The 22197-nt window shown below is 64.8% G+C and carries 22 protein-coding genes and 1 tRNA gene; 17 read left to right on the forward strand and 6 right to left on the reverse strand.

The genetic code is table 11. The features are described 5' to 3' along the window. Positions 1 to 11: 11 nt before the first annotated feature. From ACYQML_RS03185 to rpmB, 4 genes are all read right to left on the reverse strand, one after another. Positions 12 to 569 (reverse strand): TetR/AcrR family transcriptional regulator, encoded by a 558-nt coding sequence (locus ACYQML_RS03185; protein ID WP_461234676.1) that lies wholly within the window; start codon positions 567 to 569, stop codon positions 12 to 14. A 7-nt stretch (positions 570 to 576) separates the two neighbouring features. Next, positions 577 to 1050: a nuclear transport factor 2 family protein gene (locus tag ACYQML_RS03190; RefSeq protein ID WP_428405993.1), complete on the reverse strand. Its 474-nt coding sequence runs from the start codon at positions 1048 to 1050 to the stop codon at positions 577 to 579. 73 nt (positions 1051 to 1123) lie between these two features. Further along, the gene (locus ACYQML_RS03195) at positions 1124 to 2053 is read right to left on the reverse strand and encodes an AEC family transporter (protein ID WP_461234677.1); all 930 of its coding nucleotides are present in this window, start codon (positions 2051 to 2053) and stop codon (positions 1124 to 1126) included. 142 nt (positions 2054 to 2195) lie between these two features. Next, positions 2196 to 2501 carry a 50S ribosomal protein L28 gene (rpmB, locus tag ACYQML_RS03200; RefSeq protein WP_018046086.1) on the reverse strand — a complete coding sequence of 102 codons (306 nt, stop codon included), beginning with the start codon at positions 2499 to 2501 and terminating at the stop codon, positions 2196 to 2198. A gap of 334 nt (positions 2502 to 2835) precedes the next feature. On the opposite strand from rpmB, the gene ACYQML_RS03205 reads away from it, so the two are divergent. From ACYQML_RS03205 to ACYQML_RS03255, 11 genes are all read left to right on the forward strand, one after another. Then, complete coding sequence (locus tag ACYQML_RS03205; protein WP_461234678.1) at positions 2836 to 3705, forward strand: DUF3108 domain-containing protein; 870 nt, start codon at positions 2836 to 2838, stop codon at positions 3703 to 3705. A gap of 20 nt (positions 3706 to 3725) precedes the next feature. Then, positions 3726 to 4265: a hypothetical protein gene (locus tag ACYQML_RS03210; protein WP_461234679.1), complete on the forward strand. Its 540-nt coding sequence runs from the start codon at positions 3726 to 3728 to the stop codon at positions 4263 to 4265. Beyond that, positions 4265 to 4627 carry a hypothetical protein gene (locus tag ACYQML_RS03215; protein ID WP_461234680.1) on the forward strand — a complete coding sequence of 121 codons (363 nt, stop codon included), beginning with the start codon at positions 4265 to 4267 and terminating at the stop codon, positions 4625 to 4627. The genes ACYQML_RS03210 and ACYQML_RS03215 overlap by 1 nt, the downstream gene beginning before the upstream one ends. Before the next feature lie 78 nt (positions 4628 to 4705). Then, positions 4706 to 8059 (forward strand): helicase-related protein, encoded by a 3354-nt coding sequence (locus tag ACYQML_RS03220; RefSeq protein ID WP_461234681.1) that lies wholly within the window; start codon positions 4706 to 4708, stop codon positions 8057 to 8059. A gap of 22 nt (positions 8060 to 8081) precedes the next feature. Then, positions 8082 to 8378: an RNA-binding S4 domain-containing protein gene (locus ACYQML_RS03225; protein WP_461222047.1), complete on the forward strand. Its 297-nt coding sequence runs from the start codon at positions 8082 to 8084 to the stop codon at positions 8376 to 8378. A gap of 236 nt (positions 8379 to 8614) precedes the next feature. After that, complete coding sequence (gene fdxA, locus ACYQML_RS03230; RefSeq protein ID WP_311276481.1) at positions 8615 to 8953, forward strand: ferredoxin FdxA; 339 nt, start codon at positions 8615 to 8617, stop codon at positions 8951 to 8953. A gap of 622 nt (positions 8954 to 9575) precedes the next feature. Continuing rightward, positions 9576 to 10178 (forward strand): CarD family transcriptional regulator, encoded by a 603-nt coding sequence (locus ACYQML_RS03235; RefSeq protein WP_056422526.1) that lies wholly within the window; start codon positions 9576 to 9578, stop codon positions 10176 to 10178. 285 nt (positions 10179 to 10463) lie between these two features. Continuing rightward, on the forward strand, positions 10464 to 11336 hold the full coding sequence (locus ACYQML_RS03240) for an RNA polymerase factor sigma-32 (protein WP_056422529.1): 873 nt from the start codon (positions 10464 to 10466) through the stop codon (positions 11334 to 11336). A gap of 107 nt (positions 11337 to 11443) precedes the next feature. Continuing rightward, positions 11444 to 11683 (forward strand): hypothetical protein, encoded by a 240-nt coding sequence (locus tag ACYQML_RS03245; protein ID WP_311276482.1) that lies wholly within the window; start codon positions 11444 to 11446, stop codon positions 11681 to 11683. A gap of 56 nt (positions 11684 to 11739) precedes the next feature. After that, a complete protein-coding gene (locus ACYQML_RS03250; protein WP_461234682.1) occupies positions 11740 to 12522 on the forward strand; it encodes a 4'-phosphopantetheinyl transferase family protein in 783 nt (260 codons plus the stop codon). A gap of 63 nt (positions 12523 to 12585) precedes the next feature. Continuing rightward, a tRNA-Pro gene (locus tag ACYQML_RS03255) sits at positions 12586 to 12662 on the forward strand. 112 nt (positions 12663 to 12774) lie between these two features. Here the strand turns inward: ACYQML_RS03255 and ACYQML_RS03260 are convergent. Both ACYQML_RS03260 and ACYQML_RS03265 read right to left on the reverse strand, forming a co-directional pair. Continuing rightward, positions 12775 to 14208: a site-specific integrase gene (locus ACYQML_RS03260; RefSeq protein ID WP_461234683.1), complete on the reverse strand. Its 1434-nt coding sequence runs from the start codon at positions 14206 to 14208 to the stop codon at positions 12775 to 12777. A gap of 616 nt (positions 14209 to 14824) precedes the next feature. Beyond that, a complete protein-coding gene (locus ACYQML_RS03265) occupies positions 14825 to 15250 on the reverse strand; it encodes a hypothetical protein (RefSeq protein ID WP_461234684.1) in 426 nt (141 codons plus the stop codon). Between the two features lie 809 nt (positions 15251 to 16059). Here ACYQML_RS03265 and ACYQML_RS03270 point away from each other — a divergent pair. The 6 genes from ACYQML_RS03270 (at position 16060) to ACYQML_RS03295 (ending at position 22017) form a co-directional block, all read left to right on the forward strand. Beyond that, positions 16060 to 16449 carry a DUF983 domain-containing protein gene (locus ACYQML_RS03270; RefSeq protein ID WP_461234685.1) on the forward strand — a complete coding sequence of 130 codons (390 nt, stop codon included), beginning with the start codon at positions 16060 to 16062 and terminating at the stop codon, positions 16447 to 16449. Positions 16450 to 17178: 729 nt separating this feature from the next. Then, complete coding sequence (locus tag ACYQML_RS03275) at positions 17179 to 18129, forward strand: AraC family transcriptional regulator (RefSeq protein ID WP_461234686.1); 951 nt, start codon at positions 17179 to 17181, stop codon at positions 18127 to 18129. 87 nt (positions 18130 to 18216) lie between these two features. After that, entirely contained in the window at positions 18217 to 18363 is a 147-nt protein-coding gene (locus tag ACYQML_RS03280) for a hypothetical protein (RefSeq protein WP_461234687.1), read from the forward strand. Between the two features lie 3 nt (positions 18364 to 18366). Further along, entirely contained in the window at positions 18367 to 18552 is a 186-nt protein-coding gene (locus ACYQML_RS03285) for a carboxymuconolactone decarboxylase family protein (protein WP_461234688.1), read from the forward strand. A gap of 37 nt (positions 18553 to 18589) precedes the next feature. Beyond that, on the forward strand, positions 18590 to 19213 hold the full coding sequence (gene rclC / locus ACYQML_RS03290; RefSeq protein WP_461234689.1) for a reactive chlorine resistance membrane protein RclC: 624 nt from the start codon (positions 18590 to 18592) through the stop codon (positions 19211 to 19213). Positions 19214 to 20442: 1229 nt separating this feature from the next. Beyond that, positions 20443 to 22017 carry an ATP-binding protein gene (locus tag ACYQML_RS03295; protein ID WP_461234690.1) on the forward strand — a complete coding sequence of 525 codons (1575 nt, stop codon included), beginning with the start codon at positions 20443 to 20445 and terminating at the stop codon, positions 22015 to 22017. Positions 22018 to 22197: the final 180 nt, after the last annotated feature.

Consider the following 22197-nt stretch of genomic DNA (forward strand, 5'->3'; position numbering starts at 1 on the left):
GATATCGCCCATCACGCCACCAACCGCATCTCCAACCGCCCCAGCATCCGCCCGAACACGGCCGGATCGTCGAGGGCGCGGGCGAGGACGAGGCCGCCCTGGATGGCCAGGACGGCATCCTCGGCGGGGGAATCCGCCTCGGCGGCCGGGCGCCCGGCGCGGATCAGCGCCTGAGCCAGGGCCTCGCGCCAATCCCGGAAGTAGCCGGCGATCCGGTCCGCGAATCCGTCGCGTCCCTCGGTGAGCGCGAAGGCGCCCACGAGGCAAGCCCTTCGGCCGGAGCGGAAATAGGCGTCCGTCTCCGACAGCATGAGCCGGATCGCCGCCCGTGGATCGGGATCGTCGCGCAGGGGCGCGTAGACCTTCTCCTCGAACCAGGCGCCGATGGCGTCGAGGACGGCTTCAGCCATCTCGGCCTTGCCGCCGGGAAAGGCGTGATAGAGGCTGCCCTTGCCGAGCCCGGTTCGCGCTCCGATGAGGGTGAGGCTCGCACCCTCGTAGCCGTATTCGCGAAAGACCTCGGCGATGGCGGGCAGCGCGTCCTCCCGCGCCCCCGGCTTTCTCGTCATGGTCCGGTCAGAGCCCCAGTTCGGTGAGGCCCGGATGGTCGTCGGGGCGCGGCGCGGCGCGGTCCCAGTGGAACTTGCGCTCCGATTCGGAGATCGCGAGGTCGTTGATGCTGGCATGGCGCAGCCGCATCAGGCCGTTGGCGTCGAACTCCCAGTTCTCGTTGCCATAGGCCCGGAACCAGTCGCCGGCCGCATCGTGAAACTCGTAGGCGAAGCGCACGGCGATCCGGTCCTCGGTGAAAGCCCAGATCTCCTTGATGAGCCGGTACTCGTGCTCCTTCGCCCATTTGCGGGTGAGGAACTCGACGATGGCCGCACGGCCCGAGAAGAATTCCGAGCGGTTCCGCCAGCGGCTGTCCGCCGTGTAGGCCAGCGAGACCTTCTCGGGGTTGCAGCCGTTCCAGCCGTTCTCGGCGGCGCGGACCTTTTGGATCGCGGTCTCGCGGGTGAAGGGGGGCAGCGGTGGGCGGGATTCGGACATCGGCTCGGGCTCCTGCGCTTGTCTGTACCGATCGGTACAAACACTCCGCACGTGGGTCAAGGCGTCGAACCGTTCAGGTGTGACCGAGGATGGCGAGCCAGGCCACGGTGGTCGCGGCAGCGAGCAGGGTCGAGAGCATGACGGCGGCGGCGATCAACCCGGTCTCGGCCTTGTAGCGGACGGCCAGCAGGTAGGAGTTGATGCCCACGGGCATCGCCGCGAACAGGGTGGCGACCCCGGCATAGGCGGGCGGCATGGTGAAGACATGGAAGGCCAGCACCCAGACCGCCAGCGGATGCAGGACGAGTTTCAGGCTCGTCACCACCATGGCGCCGGGCAGGTCGTGCAGCACCCGGTAGCGCACGAGGCCGGCGCCGAGCGCGATCAGCGCGCAGGTGGAGGCGGTGCCGGCCAGCGCATCCACCAGCGACTTGACCATGCCGCCGGGGGCGAGGCCGAACGACTTGAGGCCCAGGCCGATCATCAACGACAGGAAGATCGGGTTGCGGAAAAGGACGAGGACGAGCCCCTTCAGCCGCTTGAGGATCGATTGCTGTCCGTCCGATTCGATGAGGAAGGTGGCGCAGCCCATCATCAGCGGCAGGTGGACGGCGAGCAGCATGAAGAGCGGAAACGCGCCCTCATCGCCATAGGCCTGCAGGATCATCGGCACGCCGATGAAGATCGTGTTGGACTGGCTGGCCGCGAATCCGTGCAGGATCGCCCCCGTCCGCCCGACACCCTCGCGGCGCAGGCCGATCAGCGAGCCGACGAGCCAGGACAGGCCGGCGCCGCCGAAATAGCTGAACCAGTACGCCCAGGTGACCTCGCCGGTGAGACCCGGCCGCGTCAGCGTCGCGATGATGAGCGCCGGCACCGCGATGGCGAAGACGTATTCGGATAGCCCATCGCTGACCTTCTCCGACAGGAACCCGGCGAGCGCCGCGACCCAGCCGATGAGGATCAGCCCGAAGATCGGGGCGATGAGCGACAGCACGGTCATCGGGAAGAGCCGGATAGTGGGTCAGTCGGAATCAACGCGAACGGCCGCCGCATGCACAAAGCATGCGGCGGCCGTTCAAGATTAAAATGAGACGTCGAGCGTGATCGAAGCGGGCTCTCGCCGACGCTTCGATATCGCAGCCTCAGGCGGCGGCCGGGGTCTCGACTTCGGCGAGCTTCTTGTGCAGCTCGCGCTTGATCAGACGGGCCGTCTGCGACAGCTCGATCTCGCGAGCCTTGATGAGGAAGGCATCGAGGCCACCGCGATGCTCGACCGAGCGCAGGGCGTGAGCCGTGACGCGCAGGCGAACCCGACGCTTCAGGGCGTCGGACTGCAGGGTGACCTGGCACAGGTTCGGCAGGAACCGGCACTTGGTCTTACGGTTCGAGTGGCTCACGAGGTGGCCGGTCTGCACGGCTTTGCCCGTGAGTTCGCAACGGCGCGACATTGTTCTAAATCCCGTCTCGTTCCGCGTCTGATCGGGCGATGGCGGAAGACCGGTCGCAACGCGCCACGGGCCTCACGCACGCCAAACTCCGATCGAGCGGCGTCTCATTGAAGGCGCGAGCCTATAGGTGACGGGCAGGGCATCCGTCAAGGGCGGCGCTGCGTTTTGCCCATCGGAATAACCACGCTCCGGGGCCGGTGCAGCGCCATCCAGGCGCCCCGCGCCGCGGCATCCATACGATGTATTAACCACGAACGGGGACGATGGCGGAACGATGCCGCCCGGTCTCTACTGCCGCGCGGCTCCAAGCCTTGGAACATCAGAGCCTCACGCCATGTGCGCCATGCGCCTCCTCCGCGCCAGCCTCCTCGCCGCCCTCGGCGTGATTCCCGCCTCCGAGGGATTCGCGCGGCCCAAGGCCACCTCTGCCAAAACTGCGGCACCGGCGACGGTGACGGTGGATTACGGCATCGCGCTGGCCGGCATCCCCATCGGCACCGCGCAGGTCTCGGGCCTGTTCGAGACCACGCGCTACCGCATGGACGTGTCGGCCCGCCTCACCGGCCTCGTCGGCGCGGTGACCGGCGGCATGGGCTCGGCCCGGGCCAACGGCCTCATCGCCGAGGGGCCGCAGCCGAACACCTTCGCGATCTCCACCAAGACCTCGAATTCCGGCATCGCCGTTAGGATGGCGCTGGCGCGCGGCAAGGTCACCCAATCCGAGGTGACGCCGCCCCTGATCGACATGGGCGACCGCGTGCCGGTGACCCCGGCCAACAAGCGCGGCATCGTCGATCCGGCCAGCGCCCTGATGATGCCGGCGGTGAGCCGGGGCGAGCTCACCGACCAGGCCAATTGCAACCGCACTATCCCGATCTTCGACGGTGCGACGCGCTTCAACGTGGTGCTGAGCTACGGCGAGACGCGCAACGTCGAGAAGCCCGGCTATTCCGGGCCGGTCCTCGTCTGCAACGCTCGCTACCAGGCCATTGCCGGGCATCGCCCCGACCGGCCGGGCGTGAAGTTCATGGAGGACAACCGCGACATGTCGGTATGGCTGGCGCCGGTCGAGGGCACCCGCGTGCTGCTGCCGGTGCGCATCGCCGTGCGGACGACGCTCGGCACCAACATCATCGAGGCGACCCGGTGGAGCCGTGGCGGGGCGCCAAGCCAGGTGGCGCAGGCGGCTTCGGTCGATCCATGACGGCGAATCGGGCCTGAACCATGGACTGGGCCATCGACATTCCGGTCTCGCGCCCTCGCTCGGTGGGCATGTTCGTCATCGCCCTGTGTTTCACGGTCGGCTGTGCCTCGATCCTCTACGCCCGGCCCGGAATCCATGGGCACGCTTTCGAGCCCGGCAGCTTTCACACATTCCTGATCTGGTTCGGATTGTTCTTCTTCGGCGTCGCCAGCGTCGTCAGCGCCCCCCGGATGTTCCGTTCGGGCACGCTGGTTTCCGTCGGGCGGCAGGGGATCTTCGACCGCCGCCTGTCGAGCGGCTGGATCCCCTGGGACGCGGTCGAGGACCTCAAACCGGTCATGCGGGGACGCCAGCGCTACTTCGTGCTTCGCGTCGACCCCGAACGCTCGGCCGGATTGCCGATCTTCAAAGGGCGGCGCAGGATGGCCCCCTTCACCGGGCTCGGCGCCTATGGCTATGCCATCGGCGGCGCCGATCTCCAGGGCGGGTTCGCGGCCCTCGGCGACGCCCTGTCCGGCACTGCCCTCTGGCGGGCCCCCTCGGGTACCGGGACTCGCTGATGTCGCATCTGCCCCGCTCTCTTCGCTTCCTCGCCCTCGCGGGCTGCCTCGTCGCGGTGGCGGGCCATGCCGGCCCCGGCCATGCGGGCGAGCTCAGCTCGGACATCTCGCCCTGCGGGGGCGACGCCTATTCCTCCGCGGAGGTGATCGAGGGTCGCCCGGCACGGCGCGGCCCCCTCGTGGCGATGCCGGACACGCTCTGCGCCGATCTCGCGCCGCAGCAGCCGGCGAACCCGGTGGAGATCTATGTCGATCCTTATGGGTACCGTGGCGGTGGCTATCGCGGGGGTGACGCCCCATATGGCGGGGAGACGCAGCGTGGGGGCCGGCCGTCCGGACGACCCCTGCGCAGCGGCGACTAACCCGAGGCGGCCATCTCGACGGGCCGTCATGAGACCCTGCCGCCGGCCGCTTTCGCCGAAGGGACCCGTCCCGCACACATGACGCGCCGCTCCCTCCCCCCGCAGGCCCGCTCACGCGGCGTCACGGCGGTGCTCGGGCCGACCAATACCGGCAAGACCCATCTCGCCATCGAGCGGATGCTCGCGCATCCGACGGGGATGATCGGCCTGCCCCTGCGGCTTCTGGCGCGGGAGGTCTACCTGCGCGTCGTCGCGCGGGTGGGGGTCGAGCAGGTCGCCCTCGTCACCGGCGAGGAGAAGATCAAGCCGGACCGGCCGCGCTACTGGATCTCCACCATCGAGGCGATGCCGCGCGACCTCGACGTCGCCTTCGTGGCCATCGACGAAATCCAGCTCGCTGCCGACATGGACCGCGGCTACGTCTTCACCGACCGCCTGCTGCACCAGCGCGGGCGCGAGGAGACGCTGCTGATCGGCTCCTCCACCATGCTGCCCCTGGTGCAGTCGCTGATTCCCGGTGTGCACACCACCACCCGCCCGCGCCTGTCGAAGCTCACCTTCGCGGGCGAGAAGAAGCTCGGGCGCCTGCCCCGGCGCACGGCCATCGTCGCCTTCTCGGCGGAGGAGGTCTATGCCATAGCCGAGCTGATCAGGCGCCAGCGCGGCGGGGCCGCCGTGGTGCTCGGTGCGCTGTCTCCGCGCACCCGCAACGCCCAGGTGGAGCTCTACCAATCGGGCGATGTCGACTACCTCATCGCCACCGACGCGGTGGGGATGGGCCTCAACCTCGATGTCGATCACGTCGCCTTCGCGGCGAACTGGAAATACGACGGCACGCGCTTCCGCAGGCTGACGCCGCCGGAGATGGGGCAGATCGCGGGACGCGCCGGACGCCACCTCTCGGACGGCACGTTCGGCTCCACGGGGCGCTGCGCCCCGTTCGAGCCCGAGATGATCGAGGCCCTGGAGAACCACGATTTCGAGCCGGTGCGGGTGCTGCAATGGCGCAACCCCGATCTCGACTTCTCCTCGCTGAAGGCCCTTCAGGAGAGCCTGGACGAGCATCCGAACGAGAAGGGGCTGACCCGCGCGCCCATGGGCGAGGACCAGTCCGCCCTCGAAATCCTGATGCGCGAGGACGACATCCGCGACATCGCCACCAATCCGACGGTGGTGCGACGCCTGTGGGACACCTGCGGCGTGCCCGATTACCGCAAGGTCCACCCCCAGACCCATGCGGATCTCGTCGCCCAGCTGTTCCGATTCCTCATGCGGGGCATGGCCGGGCGCATCCCCAACGACTGGTTCGCCAAGCACGTGGCGATGATCGACCGCACCGACGGCGACATCGACGCCCTGTCCCAGCGCATCGCCCAAGGGCGAACCTGGACCTTCGTCGCGAACCGTCCTGACTGGCTGATTGATCCGGTGCATTGGCAGGGCGAGACGCGTCGGGTAGAGGACAGGCTGTCTGACGCCCTGCACGAGCGCCTTGCGAGCCGTTTCGTCGATCGGCGCACTAGCGTCCTGATGCGGCGCCTGAGAGAGAATACGATGTTGGAAGCTGAGATCACCGCCGGCGGGGACGTTACCGTCGAGGGCCAGCATGTCGGCCATCTGCACGGGTTTCAGTTCGTTGCCGACCCGGGCGCGGAAGGCCACGAGGCCAAGACCCTGCGCAGCGCCGCCGAAAAGGCGCTGGGCGGCGAGATCGAGGCGCGCGCCGAGCGCTTCTCGACCGCGGCGGATTCGTCCCTGGTCCTGTCCCATGACGGCATCATCCGCTGGACCGGAGACCCGGTCGCCAAGCTGACGCCGGGCGACAAGCTGTTCGAGCCGCATGTGCGGCTGCTCGCCGACGAGCAGCTGACCGGCCCGGCCCGCGACAAGGTCGAGACCCGGCTGGTCGCCTGGCTGAAGGCCTATGTGGTCCGGCTCCTCGGTCCGCTGATCGAGATCGAGACCGCCGCCGACCTCGTCGGCCTGTCGAAGGGCATCGGCTATCAGGTCGTGGAATCCCTCGGCGTGCTGGAGCGCGCCAAGGTGATGCACGAGATGCGCACCCTCGATCAGGAAGGGCGCGGGGCGCTGCGCCGTCACGGGGTCCGCTTCGGCGCCTATCACATCTTCCTGCCGGCCCTGCTGAAGCCGGCACCCCGGACCCTCGCCGCCCAGCTCTGGGCGCTGAAGAACGGCGGCCTCGACCAGCGCGGCCTCGACGAGATCGCGCATCTGGCCGGCTCCGGCCGGACCTCGATCAAGGTCGATCCCGAGATCGCCAAGGGTCTCTACCGCGCCGCCGGCTTCCGGGTCTGTGGCGAGCGCGCCGTGCGCGTCGACATCCTGGAGCGTCTGGCCGACCTGATCCGCCCGGCCGTCACCTACCGCCCCGGCACCACGCCGGGCGAGGCACCCGCCGGCACCGCCGATGGCGACGCCTTCGTCGCCACCGTGGGCATGACCTCGCTGGTCGGCTGTTCGGGCGAGGATTTCGGCTCGATCCTGAAATCCCTCGGCTATGCACCTGAAACCCGCCCCGGCCCGGCGATCACCGTGCCGCTTCTTCCGGCCGCGTCGACCCGCCCCATCGCACCCGCAGCCGCATCGACCGACGACGCGGTGACGGCGTCCGAGGAGGCCGGACCCGCGACCGAAGACGAGGCCAAGCCGGACGCCGAGACGCCTTCGGAAGGCGAGACGGCTTCTCGAGACGGGACGACCACCGAAGACGAGACCTCGCCCGACACGGCCGAGCCCGTGGCGGAAGGCGTGCCCGACCCCGAGACGGTGTCCTCCGAGGCCGCACCCGCGGAGGACGAGCCGGCACCGGCAGCCGAAGCTCCGGTCGATGCCGCAGAGGAACCCGAGGCGGCCCCCGTCCCCGTGGCGGAATCCGCAGCCCTCGCCGGCATCGAGCCGGAAACGGCCGAGACGGCCTCTCCTGATGCGGCCGAGGGCGAAACGCCCGTGGAATCCGCCCCGGCCGAGCCGGTGATGGTCGAGGTCTGGCGCCTGCAGCGGCATCAGCGCAGCTCCGCTCCGCGGCAGAACCGCCCGCGCGGCGGTCGCGATAACGCTCAGGCGGGCGATCGTGGTCCCGGCGAAGGCCGCCAGGACCGTCGCCCCGCTCATGCCGGCGGCCCGGACGGCGCACAGCGCAACCGTGGCGGCCAGGGCGAGCGGAGCGGACAAGGCGAGAGGCAGGATGGTGGGCGTCGCGATGGCGGCCGGCCGGATGGCGGGCGTCCGCCGCGTCGCGAGCGTTTCGAGCCCGGCCGGGTCCGGCCCGAGCGTCGGGATGAGGGTCGTTCCGCCGCACCGCAGGAACAGCGTCCGCAGCGGCGCGAACGGGCTCCGGATCCGGATTCGCCCTTCGCCAAGCTGGCCGCCCTCAAGGCCCAGCTCGAAGCCGGCGACGGCGGCAAGCGCTAAACCGGGAATCTGAAGAGGGCGGATGAAGCCGGGGCGTCAGCGTCTCGACAAATGGCTCTGGTTCACCCGCTTCGCGCGGAGCCGCTCTCTTGCCGCCGCCTTGGTGGAGGACGGCTTCGTACGGGTGAACGGGACGCGCATCGACAACCCCGCCAAGGGGATCGCCATCGGTGACGTGGTGACGGTCGCCGCCGCCCATGGGACGGCGGCGGTGAGGGTGGTCGATCTCGGAGAGCGGCGCGGTCCCGCGCCGGAGGCGCAACGGCTCTATGCCGACCTGTCGGCGGGCCGGAACGCCGTGCCCGATGATCAGGACTGATCGTTGCCGCGAAGACCGAGCGGCGGGAGTGTGTCCCGGTAACATCGCCCGAGCGGCCATGATGCGGCCACTGCTTGTCAGCCCCGGTGGCAGGGGCTAGAGCCGTGCGGAAATAGTGAGGCCTCGCGCGACCCACGGGCGCGTTAACGAGGCCGTGCAAGGGCCGGGTCTAGGATCGCGCCCGAACGGGCCGAGGTGGTTGACTCGCCCGACCATGGATTGAGGCTGAAGGGCACATGACCTACGTCGTCACCGACAATTGCATCAAGTGCAAGTACATGGACTGCGTGGAAGTCTGCCCCGTGGATTGCTTCTACGAGGGCGAGAACATGCTCGTCATCCATCCCGACGAGTGCATCGATTGCGGCGTTTGCGAGCCGGAATGCCCCGCCGAGGCGATCAAGCCCGACACAGAGCCGAGCCTGGAGACCTGGCTGAAGCTCAATGCCGATTACGCGCGGAGCTGGCCCAATATCACGCAGAAGAAGGACGCGCCTTCGGATGCGAAGGACTGGGACGGCGTCAGCGGCAAGTTCGAGGCTCATTTCTCCGCCTCGCCGGGCAAGGGCGACTAGGCCGGCTCCCGAGCAGGCGATATCGAGCGAAGGCTCCACCCGGATGGCGTTTCGCAGGTTTTGGTCCGCGCGTTAGTGAATCGCGCGCCTGCCCGCGATGATGCGTCCGACCATGTCGGATTTCGGCGGATCGCATGCGCCTCATGACGTCGCAGGCGGTCGTGCAACCCGCCGCCTGAGGCCGTTGCGATTGCGCTCTCCGCGCGGGACCGACTCCCTGCGGATATCCCTCCGGCAGATCGCGCACGCATGCCCTGCGTCGGCAATCCTTTGATTCGGTGCCCGGTTTGTGGTACATCAAGGGTCTGCCGTCGTTCGTGCCTGACGTGCTGCCTTTGGCCACCCAAGCGGTGGTTTCCAAACCTTTCGACAGAGTCGGCATCCCATTCCATTGGGATGCTACCTTTCCGAGACGAGGCGGCATGTGATCGACCGCTGGAGGCGCATGCGCTTCCCGCGGCACCGGTCGCATGGTGTGGATGGTCGGCTAGCCTGGGACCCGCCCGGCCGATGCATGCTGCATCGATGGCCGGCGGACAAGAGGCTCAAGCCGGGTCACCCACCCCGGGAATGAAGGTTCGGCGCGATTCGACCCGCGCGATGTTCTGGAGGCGCTTCTCGCATGACCACAGCCAAGAAGACGACGGCAGGCCGCCAAGGCTTCAAGACCGGCGAAGCGGTGGTGTACCCAGCTCATGGCGTCGGCCGCATCACTGCGATCGAAGAGCAGGAAATCGCCGGCTACAAGCTCGAGCTTTTCGTCGTCTCTTTCGAGAAGGACAAGATGGTCCTGCGCGTTCCGACCGCGAAGGCCAACAGCGTCGGCATGCGTAAGCTCGCCGAGCCCGAGCTTGTCAAGAAGGCCCTCGACGTTCTGACCGGCCGCGCCCGGATCAAGCGCACCATGTGGTCGCGCCGCGCCCAGGAATACGAGGCCAAGATCAATTCCGGCGACCTGTTGTCGGTGACCGAAGTGGTCCGTGACCTCTACCGGTCGGAGGCTCAGCCAGAACAATCCTACAGCGAGCGCCAGCTCTACGAGGCCGCCCTCGACCGCGTGCTGCGCGAGATCTCGTCGGTGAACCGCATCACCGAGACCGAGGCACTCAAGCTGATCGAGCAGAGCCTCGCCAAGTCGCCCCGCCGCGCCAAGGGCGAGGCGGAAGCCGAGGGCGATGCCGAGACGGACGGCGACAGCGACGAGATCCGGGAAGAGGCCGCCTGAGCGGCCCGCAGATCCCAGACGGATCCGTTCGACGATCGGGCCCGGCGCACCAGCGCCGGGCCTTTTTCTTTGTCGGCACTGCGTCGGCCGGCTGCTCCGATGCGCCGCAGGGTCACGGCCCCCTGTCAGCCCCAGCCTGCGGAACTATCCACGCAACGGCTCCGTTGTTCGGTGCCTGGGCGATGCCCCCGGGCTGGTGCCCTCGCTTTCTGGACCATTCGGGTCGACCGACCCCGAACGTCCGTCGCGGCGCGCGCACGCAACGGACGAAAGGCGGAGGCGGGAATGGCGGATATCGCGGGGATACGGCGACAGTTCATTCGTACGGCCATGGAGGCGCCTTTCCTGGCGCGGGACGAGGAACGCGGTCTCGCCGTCCGCTGGAAGGATGAGCGCGACGAACACGCTCTCCATCGCCTGATTTCGGCGCATATGCGTCTCGTCATCGCGATCGCGGGGCGGTTCCGGCATTACGGTCTGCCGATGGCCGACCTCGTCCAGGAAGGGCATGTCGGCCTCATGGAAGCGGCGGCCCGGTTCGAGCCGGAGCGCGAGGTCCGTTTCTCCACCTATGCGACTTGGTGGATCAGAGCCTCGATCCAGGATTACATCCTTCGCAATTGGTCCATCGTCCGTGGCGGCACGAGCTCCGCGCAGAAGGCGCTGTTCTTCAATTTGCGCCGCCTGCGCGCCCGGTTGATGCAATCCACCGAGGAGCATGTGGGCGACGAGATCCATCGCCGCATCGCCACGGCCATCGGCGTCTCCCGCGAAGATGTGGCCTTGATGGACGCGCGACTGTCCGGGCCGGACATGTCCCTGAACGCTCCGGTGGGCGAGGAAAGCGAAGCCTCATCCGAACGGATGGACTTTCTGGTGGACGGTTCCGACCTTCCCGACGAGACGGTCTCCGCCTCGGTGGATGGCGAGCGCAGGCTCACCTGGCTCAACGAGGCGCTCACCGTCCTGTCCGAGCGCGAGTTGCGGATCCTCCGCGAGCGCCGGCTGACGGAAGACCAGGCCACCCTGGAGGCCCTCGGCCGCCGGCTCGGGATTTCGAAGGAGCGCGTGCGCCAGATCGAGAACCGCGCCCTGGAGAAGCTGCGCCGTGCCCTGGCGGAGCGTTTTCCACAGAGTGCCGGTAACGTGTATGTCTGACCGGATGTCGCTTGCCGCCTGACCCAGTGCGCTGCACATTAACGCTTCGGCATCCCGTCTGTGGGAAGCCGGAGCGTGATGGCATGTGGACGGGCAGGTCGGCAGAGATGGACGTCGCGACACAGAGGCCTCTCCTCACCCTCGCGATGATTCTCGCCTTGAGCGTCGCGCTCGTCGGAATCATCGCCGTCAGGCACAGCCTGTCCTGGCTGGCCGCCGCCGGGACATTCTACGGCATCGTCGCTCTCTGTCAGATCGCCTATCTCACCCTCGTCGTCGCCTTCACGCGGGATGGAGCGTCCGAACGACCTATGCCGGGCGCGTCCAGGCCGCCCTCGATCCGATAGCCCCACGATGGCATCGGGAACGATGACATCGGGCGGCACGGCATCGAGCCGCTAAAGTGGCCGTCGACTTTCAGCACACGCGTTCGGGGAACCGGGCATCGGATCGAGCCCGCTCCGACGAGTCTGTCACGGTCTGGGATGTCGATCTGACCCTCTCGGACGAGCATCGCGCACGCTGCCGGGATCTCCTCTCCGATGACGAGAAGGCTCGCGCGGACCGATTCGTGCGCGATGCGGATCGATGGCGCTTCGAGGCCAGCCATGCGGCCCTGCGCCTCACCCTCGGCCATCGTCTCGGAGCGGACCCGCGCGGCATCGTCTTCAGCGTGGAGCCGTCGGGAAAGCCGTATCTGGCGGGGGCGGCAGCCGGAGCATGCCGTTTCAGCCTGTCGCATTCCGGCAGCCGCGCCCTGATCGGCCTTTCCTCCTCCGCCGAGATCGGCGTCGATGTGGAAGAGGTGCGCCCGATGCCCGATCTCCTTCGCATCGCCCGCGCCCATTTCGCCGGATGCGAGATCGCAGCCCTGGAAGCGCTGGAGCCGGTCGAGCTGACGGCGGCGTTCTTCGCCTGCTGGACGCGCAAGGAGGCCGTGGCGAAAGCGACCGGCCAGGGCCTCTCCCTGCGCCTCGACAGCTTCGCCGTCTCCGTCACGCCGGACGCGGCGGAGCTGCTGGCCATGCCGGGCGGGACGAGGGAGTGGAGCCTGCACGCACTCCCCGCCGCGCCGGGCTATTCCGCAGCCCTCGCCATCCGGGCGGCGGATATCGGTTGCCTGTACCAGGCCCTCCCGCCCGACTGGCCCACCGGGCGGGCAGCCTTATGGCAACAAGGTCGATGATGACGCTTGCGGCTCCGCGTCGGCCTCGCTATACGTCCGCTCGCCGGTGGTGACGCCGGCCGTCGGAGTGTAGCGCAGTCTGGTAGCGCACCACGTTCGGGACGTGGGGGTCGCAGGTTCAAATCCTGCCACTCCGACCAGTTTTCCCTTGGGAAACGGTCTTCCCGGCTCAGAGAGCAGATCGTCGACCAAAGGTTCGACCAAACAATTGTCGGGTCTTTCTATCGGTCGGGGCGAAGATTTGGTCGCCGATCACGCGGCCTTCCGCACCTTCCTCCCGCCCCTGCCCATCGCCTCGCGGGCGGCTTCCATGTGGTCGGTCGCGTGGTGGCCGTACCGAGACTGGATCATCTCGACCGTCATGCCGACGTAGCCTGAGAGCTCCCAGAGATCGGTCCCGGCCTGAACGCCCCATGTCACGGCCGTGTGTCGGAGCGAGTGGCGGACTACGTCGTCACCGAGCCCCAGGTCATGCACCAGGTTGGCGAACGCCCGCTTCGTCGTGCCGACCGCCCTACCCTGCCACTCGATGACGTACCTCTGTCCGAGGACGTGGTGCCACCGCCATAGGTGCGCGACTAACTTGTCCGGCATTCGCACCGTGGGCTGACGCTTGTTCTTCTTGGCCGCCGCCCCGAGCGCCTTTCGGTGAAAGAGTGCGACACGCTTCTCGACCTGGACCTCGTGCCGGCGTTCGTACACAACGCCTTCGACTATAACGCGCTCTACGTGGGACTCGGTCACGACTTCCGTCTTGAGCTCCATCCACGGCTTGCCGATCTCGGGGATGAAGCTCGCTTGGCAAATCGGGGTGGATCGCGTGCCGGTCCGAAGGGCTACCAGGATGAAGCGTGCAAGGTGGCGGGACGGCCGCCTCGGCGTAATGTAGGTTTCCCCCTTCCGAGGCCCGCAATGGATCGTCTGGACCTCCCGTTTGTGCCAAGCCGCTCCAACCAATCGCGCGGCCTCGGCCTTAGTGAGCCACCGGTCACGGGCTTCGGACTTCTGCGGCAGAGTGACGCGTACCGCGTCACGAGTGAGACCGTCCCGGATCGCCTCATTGACGGAGGCGCGCAAATCCTCCAGCTCCCGGCGGGCTCCGCCCTCAGTCACGGTGCGGGCCATGGTTGGCTTCGAGTGACCACGCCGGGCGGGCTTGCTGTCCTTGCCGGTCCCGAGGCGGGCATGCGTCTTCCAAGGTGTTCCGACGCGCGAGGCGACGTAGGCCTTGCACGTGCAGCTGTCGACGTCATCGAGAGTGCGCCCGCCCCACCATTCTAGAAGGGTCTCGACGCGCTGGGCGAGCTCCTCGTACCGGGCGACGCCACCGACCAGGGCACCGGTGTCGGGATCGGGCCGGCCCTTCTTGGCATCGAGGTAACGCGACAGGGCCTCGGCCACGAGGACCTGGGAAGCCGGCCGACCCTTGCGGATCGGGAGGGCCTCAAAGGCCGCGATGGCGTGGCCGTTTTTGTAGTCCTCTAGCTGCCTGAGCGCTTCGCGTTCCGGGCCTTCGCCAAGGCCGCAGTCAGTGCTAGCGACCTGCCGGCCGGCGTGCATAATGATCCAGACGCCACCTCGCTCGATGCCGTCCGTCCCAATCCGGCCAGGCCGAAACCAAAGGTACGGCTCTCCCCTTCGTCCGACCCCCAGCTTGCGGGGCCCCTTTCGCTTCCTGACTGCCATCCGTCCCTCCAGGCCCGTAGTTGCCTGCGTGTCACCTCAATGAGACGACCTCGACGGTTCGCTCGGAGCTCACCCCGCCGGATCGCGCCGCGGAGATCCGGGACGCTATAGGCGGGGAAGCCAGCAAACCCCTGGACCTCGAGCGCCCACCGGGCGGTCTCCAGGTCTAAGGGCGCGTCGTCACCTGCCATGCTCGTCAGGGTCATGAGACCCTCGGAGATGTCGAGGGAGACGATGAGTTCGTAAGTCTTGGTCGTCATGGACAGAATCGTTGATCCTTTGGTCGGCGTCGAGCTGATCGTAGATCGGTGGTTAACTTGCTTCCCTTCACGGTCATAAGTCGCGGTAGGCATCGATGTCCGGTTGCCCGTAACATCGACCGCCGCGCTTTCCCGTGCGGGCGCGCCGTCTTATGACGCCCCCCAAATGGCGAATCGCTCAACGCGCACTAGATCGAGGGCCGCCAGGATCGAGCCGCCGGAGGCCCGGCGGCCGTGCACGACGTCATTGACGTACGCCGGGCTAACACCCGCCATATTAGCGAAGGCCCGCTGCGATGCCGCGTCCCGGATCGCCCGGGACAGGCGAAGACGGACGTCCTCTGCAGTCAGGTCCGTCATGCCGCCCTCCTCGTCGCGGCGGCGACCCGGTCCCTAGCGACGGCAACGTCCGCCGGGCGGCGCGAGGCCTTCGGCCATTCCGAATACCCGCGCTCTTGCAGCAACTTGCGGACGAGCTTCTCTGTGACGCCCGCCGCTTGCGCTGCGTAGCTCACGCCACCGAGCGAGAAGACCGCGTCGACGACACTTTGTTCCTGATCGCGGGTGAGGGCACGACGGGCGTTGCTAGGGCGCCCCTCAATGAGCGCGCGGCCGGCCTCCACGAGCTCGCGAACGTGGCCCTCTGTGAGCCAACCGTAACGCTCGTACAGGCACTCCCAGACGCCGTGGAGCTCGTGAAAGCGGCGGTACGCCTCCACCGGCGAGATCTTGCGGTGGAGCGCCTCGTCCAGTTCGAGCTCCCTGTGATTGATCGTACGCACCGCCCCCCCGCAAATCCACGTATGCGCAGATTGTGCGAAGCGAATCACCAAAATTCCAGGGGCAAGCGCAGGCTGACCGCAATAATTTGCGTAATGGTAGCTAACTAGGGTTAGTTATTATTCGAAACTGTCCAGAGTACCTAATTTCACCCGCATTTCAACAACACGGCGTTGTCCAAAGCGTTGCTCAAATCGTACCTCTGGGTTGTCGAAACGAAGTCCTGGAGGTTATTGGGCGGCGCGCTACCCTTCGCCTTTACGGTGACTAAGAGATTCGTTTCCCTGACCACATGTGAGATACGTACCTAACCTGATCGGTATTTTGGACCGAGCCGAGTGAGAGGATGCTGCATGGTAGCAGCCATGGGTAGCCGGAAGGCCAGATCCAGGAAGGTAACTGTGACCGAAGTTGGCACGCTCACGCGACGGATAGTGCGACTTTCGTATGTATGCCTATGCAGATGGCATGGGTCAAGCAAGACCTATCAGCTATATCCTCATGCTTCCGAATCTTTAATTTGAATTTTATCGCTCGTCCGATATGCCGCATGGAAAGCCATAGTATTACTGATTTAGAACACAAACTGTCTCTTAGTCTTACTGGACCACAAAATACTATTTATAAGACCACGAGTAAATGTGGGCAGCTTGTGGCAGAAAATACAGATATCCTTCTTGCTTAGAAATTTACGATGGATCTGACCGGCAACAAGATTTTCATTGCCGCCAGAGTATCATGGGACGCCTATTGAGTACAACGATCATAACGCATGCTACGACGTGGCGGACGCAAAGAAGCGAGGATGTAGATGTCCAAATCATCATATGACGAGCAGTCCCCAATAGGAGTTGCGATCAGAAGCCGATGTCCCAGATGTGGCACCGGCCACCTGTTCAGAGGCTTTTTGGAGCTTGCCACCCGCTGCGATATCTGCGGCCTCGATTACTCCTTTGCGGATCCAGCCGACGGGCCGGCCTTCTTCGTGATGATGACAGCCGCCGTGCCCGCCACCGGATTCGGCATTTGGCTCGAACTCACCTACTCACCGTCGATCTGGGTACATGCGGTGACGACTCTTCCGATCGTGCTGATCGCCTGTATTGTGCCCCTACGCTTCTTCAAGGGATGGCTCGTCGCCACGCAATACATCCGAGGGGCCGAGGAGGGACGCGTCTCCAAGCCGGCCGATCGGAGTTAAAGTTGTTCGAGACTTTACGGCGTCCCATCGTGTCCTTGGCCCCCTCGACCTGGTATCAGATTGCGCTCTGATCAAACCTTCACACCAGCCTGCCGACCTTGCCTCGATCTCAGGCCAAGCTTCATAAAACCGTCGGCGAACCCTGCTCCTGTGGCTCGTGGCCTCGGAAGCAGGGTGCCCCGAGGATCACCAACTCTCAATATGCCGGAGCGTCGAGCCGCGCTCCCCAGACACTGAGCGTGCGGCTAGCCCGAGCATTGGCTGCGGAAGCGTTCTCAGACGCCGCGCCAGCCTTGATTGAGACGTGAGGGCGCCCAGTTGGGATTGATCCGGTCGTCAGAGCAACATCTCCGAAATCTGCGGCGTCCCTAGCTGTGGTCGCCCGAAAGGCCGGAACATCGAAGGTGTAGCCCCAAGCAACGAACGTTTCGGTCTCACGAGACGAGACCTGGGAACTCGATGTAGTCACAAGAAAAGCGATCAAGGCAGCAGAAGCAAGACGGTTGATCATAGTTATCTCCTATCGTTCGCGAAGGGTTCGCTGCGGCCCTACGTGATTGAAGTGGATCTATCGATGCGGACTTCATTCTTTTATGTCTGGTCGGCGCAGCTTCGTGTCCCAGCGGATCATCCGTCGTTCGCGCGCGGGAACCCTGGAGCGCCTCGGCACCGGAAAACTTCCCGTCGAGGCACGTACAATCGACTGATGGTGGCTGAGACGAGGTGGTGATGACGGCTGAGAAGGTTGAGGATGCCTTGAGCGCGCTCGCACCGTTGCTGCGGGTTCGACCGTGGCTCGATAATGTCTGCCGTCTTGGCGGATCGTGGTCTGCCGTCCACGAACATGCGCAGTCAGGCTACGCTTACTTCCACATCGTGGTGCGAGGGCGGGCGACACTCGACTGGTTGGAAGGCCTTCCCTTGGACTTGGGTCCCGGAGACATTCTGCTGTTGCCTCATGGGAATGCACACACGGTACATGCACCGGGTATGCCGGCTTTGGTCCCTTCACCCGTCACCACCCGTCGGCAAGGATCCTTCAGTTTCAAAACCAGCCTCGGGGCAGTGCCGGACGTGGAACTAGTCTGCGGCCGGCTGCACTTCGAAGCCGCACCCGACAATCTGATCGTCGCGGCGCTGCCGGACGTCATTGTTCTGCGCGTGGGCGAGCAGCCGTTGACCACCCGCTTCGATCCGCTGCTCGCCGGCATTCGAGAAGAGCTGGATGGCGAGCGGGCTGGAGCCCTGGCCATCGCCGAAAATTTAGCGACTGCGCTGTTCGTGATGATGCTGCGGAGTCACCTCGAAGCGTCCGCACCGGTGGAAGGCTTGCTGCGGCTTCTTGCGCAACGGACCACTGCTCAGGCCGTCACCGCGATGCTGCGCGATCCCGTGCACGCCTGGACCCTCGATGAACTTGCCCACGCTGCGGCGGCTTCACGAGCAACCTTGGTCCGGGCCTTCCGCAGGGCCGCAGGGATTGCACCTCTGGAGTTTCTGATGGACTTACGACTCGGTCTGGCCCGGCAGAGGTTGCGCACCGCGCACGCATCGCTGGACCAGATCGCGGCAGATGCCGGCTATCAGTCGCAGGGCGCCTTCAGCCGGGCCTTCCTGCGCAGGTACGGCGTTCGGCCGGGGCAGGTGCGGCAGGACGCGCGTGTCCCTGCCGCGACTTGATCCGCTCGGCCATCAGCTTGCGTCCGGCTGCCATCCCGCGTAGCGGCAACGCGGATTACTTCCTGGGCCGACACCAAGGAGGTCGTCATGAATATGATGGATTGGAATTCCTATCGCCAGCAGATCACGGCTGGCGTCAGCCGCTTCGCCAAGCTCAGCCCTGAGACTGTGCGCGGCTATGGCGCGCTGAGCACGGCCGGCCAGAGGACGGGCCACCTCGACGCCAAGACGTGAGAGATGATCGCGATCTCCTTGCGCCGCGATGAACGTAACACTGTCCATACCGATACCACGCGCAAGTTCGGCGTAAGCGAAGGTGAACTCGGCGAAGCACTTGGCGTCGCCACGACCATCAATGCCGGGGCCGCCGTCGTCTATGCGACGCGCGCACTCAATGCCTACGCGGCTTCGACCGAGGCGTAACCCGGCACTTCAACCAGTCGAGAAATGGAGCCGTTCCATGAACGCACAGATCCGCCACGTCCTCGCCCTCGTCTCGGGGCCGGGTTCAAACCGCATCGGCATTCAGGCCATGCGGGTTGCCATCGCCGTAGTCTTCCTTTGGATCGGCGGTGTGAAGTTCGCGCCCTACGAGGCCGACAGCATCACGCCGTTTGTCGCCAACAGTCCAGTCTTGTCGTTTTTCTACGCCCATCCCGATCAGTACGCACAGCACCTCACACATGAAGGCGAACTGAAGCCGGTCGAGCGTGCTTGGCAGACTGAGAATCGCACTTACGCCTTCTCGTGGGGCTTGGGCACGGTCGAGTTAATAATCGGCGCACTCATCCTGACTGGCTTCGTGTCGCGGCGCCTTGGACTGGCCGGTGCGGTGCTCGCCTTCCTAACTCCCCTGGTGACGCTTTCTTTCCTCGTCACCACGCCGGAGGCGTGGGTGCCGGCTTTAGGTGACGCGCAGCATGGTTTTCCCTATTTGTCCGGCGCCGGCCGTCTAGTCCTAAAGGATGTCATGCTCATGGCTGGTGCATGGCTCGTCATTGCGGACAGTGCACGGGCTATCCTAAAGCATGCAACGCACGCACCGAGCACCTTCATAGGCCTCGAACTCGCCGCGAGGCGTTGAGCTTTCTGGGTGCTGCCGATGTGCAGCGCCCAACCTCGATCCAAATTGAGTTACTCTCGCGGTGCCGCCTCGCGAGGCCGTAGGATCGGCAGCGCCGAGATGCCCGCTCCCGTCCAACGGTGTTCAGATTCATCGACCGGCCCGTTGCGCAGCTCTATCGCGAGACGCTTACTTCACGATCGAACTACCATGCCACACGGCGGCGATGTGAGACGGGGTACTGTTTTTCTTGTGTGGTATCGTCCAGCCGGATCGTTCGAATATGAGAGGACCAAGGGCTAACAAAGCCAGACTGAAAAGACGAGCGATCATTTTGCTTCTCCGGGCTGCGATCCATCCGAGTATAATACCAATGAAACTCCGGCGGGCCAGCATGCTCTCGTATGTAAACCGCTCCTCTTAGCCCTCATAGTCAAACCAAGGTATGGCATTTGCCGCTGGAGCTCTGCCACATAGATCTGATCCAATCCAAGCGATCTATAATAAATCCAGCATCACCCCATTGGGATCGCGGGGAAGAGCGGGCTGCGATTCAGTCTTTGGGCTTGAAGCCCGTGGTGGGCAGCATGGCCACTCCCATGTTGTTGCGGTCAGACGGGGACGCAGAGGCCCTACAGGCACCGGGGGCATGGAAGATATTGGACCCTCAGCCCGACAATGCGCAGGGCGCCGCTGGCTGGAGCCCGGAGCGTCAGATAATCGTTCCATTTCATGCGCTCCGCATACAATCTAACAACCCAAGGTTCGTAAGCGGTCCGGAAGCGGAGCAATAAGGTCGGGAATGGATCAGGTCCGTCCTAGGGGTGTATGCTGGAGGCGCTAGATCTGCTGGGCCGGGACCGTGGACCTAGAAGATTGTAATCACTAGAAACGGCGCCAGAGGCTGTCGGGAGTTTCGTTTTATGCCGATGCCTGTGGATCTCGCGATCGAACGTCCTGTTGCCCGCACCACAGGAACGGCGCCGAATCGCCTTACGATCGTTTCTTCATGTCTGTGCAATCGTTCCCAAGGACAACCCCGTCGGGCGCAAGATAGCCGACGGAGTCAGGGGACGGCCGCCGGTTGCCCTGGACCTCTACCTCAAGAACTCGGCGGACGTTCTGGAGCGATCGTGTCGTGGTAACGCCCGGAACGCAACTGAACTACCATTTCGCAGGATCGTCTCCAAAACCTGATCGGGCTTCGGTCAATGGCAAACAGGCAGCCCTGCCGGCAGGAGCATTTGCTGATGCGGTGCCTCACCTGCTTTTCTGGGCCGACCAGAACGGAAAAATCGAGTTCCTCAATCGCTGGTACGAGGAGTCTGACGGGACAGAATCGTATCGAAGCCGTCACGAAGCAAGGATGGTGGGACCATGTCCATCCGGACGACACTGCAGCGCTTCAGGATGCATTCGCCACCGGCGTCCGCACAGCCAAGCAGATCGAGTGCGAGATACGTCTACGTCATGCCGACGGCACATTCAGGTGGATGCGATTCTTCGCGCGGCCCGCCGACACTTCGGAAGACAAGAGGAGGCCTCACTGGTTCGGCGGAGCGTCCGACATCGATTCGCAGCTGGTGGCCGAACGAGAGTTGCGCCAACTAACCGACCGAGTCGCGGAACAATCCGCAGAACTCGCAAGAGCCGAAGCTCGATACGAAAGCCTTTTTGCTATCAGCAAGATCGCTTTCGCCGAGCAAGACATGGCTGACGTCGCCCGGATCCTGGACGCACTAAAGCTCGAGGGCGTCGGAGACTTGGCATCGTACATGGCCGCCAATCCAGAGGTGCTCACGCGCTGCGTGGCAGCCGTGAAGACAATATCCGTCAACGATGCCTGCATCAAAATGCTGGGCTTCGACGATGTCGAAACTGCCGTGGATCGACCGGTGGATAGGACGGCCGAAGACATCGAGGGCGTGCTGCTACGACAGTTCGAAATGATCTTCTACGGCTGGGACGCCGTAGAAGGCCGCGTAGTGTTGATTGGTAGTCGGGGACGCCGCGTCCCTGCGTTTTACTCGGTTATCCGGCTTTCAGACGAAAGACAGCTGTCCAGTCTTATTGACATAAGCAGTCAGGAGCGCATCGAAGAGATGCGTCGCGCTGTGCAGGAGGAACTGGCACGTGCCAATCGCGTGGCGACCGTTGGCGCTTTCTCCGCCTCAATCGCACATGAACTTAATCAACCGATTGCCTCAATCAGCATGGATGCAAACACGGGCCTTCGGTTGCTGCATCGCGAGAAGCCTAATGTCCAAGCCGCGATAAGAGTGCTTGAGCGTATGTCCGCGACCACTCAGCGGGTTTCCGCCATAGTCAAGCATACCCATGACCGAATAACTAGTCGATCCCAGGAGACGCATAGCCTTGATCTTGTCGAAGTAGCGAAAACAACCTGTGACCTGCTTGCGCGTGACATGCAACACGCCGGCGTCGCCCTTCGGCTTGACGTTGCTGGCGACGTCCCGCACGTCTTCGGTAACTTGGTCGATCTTCAGCAGGTACTCATCAATCTAATCAATAACGCGCGAGAGGCTGTGACTGATGTCGACGATTCTAGAAAATTTGTTACTGTAAGTGTCAAGATGGTCGACTGTAAAGTCGAACTGTCCGTCGAGGACGCGGGCATTGGTATCGAGCCGAGCGACTTAGAACGCCTCTTCCAGCCATTCTTTACCACCAAGGAAGGTGGTATCGGTCTTGGCTTACAGATCTGCAGGTCAACGATCCAACGTCTCGGCGGTGAGATGAGGGCCGCCAACCGGGAGGGCGGAGGCGCGATTTTTTATGTCAGCCTGCCACTGGTTAGCGCCTGAAAACGCCGTCGTACACCTCAGCAGGCCGGTACGATCGCCCACCACAAAGCCTCGCCGTATTGTGATTTGGACCCCTTGTTCAACAGATTACCCTGTGCTTTGGCTGGATGTGTTTCCAATAGCATGTAATTGACTGGGCTATCATTGTTCGAAGTGGACGCAGCGCCGACTTTCTGCCTG

The organism is Methylobacterium sp. CM6244, from assembly GCF_054817885.1.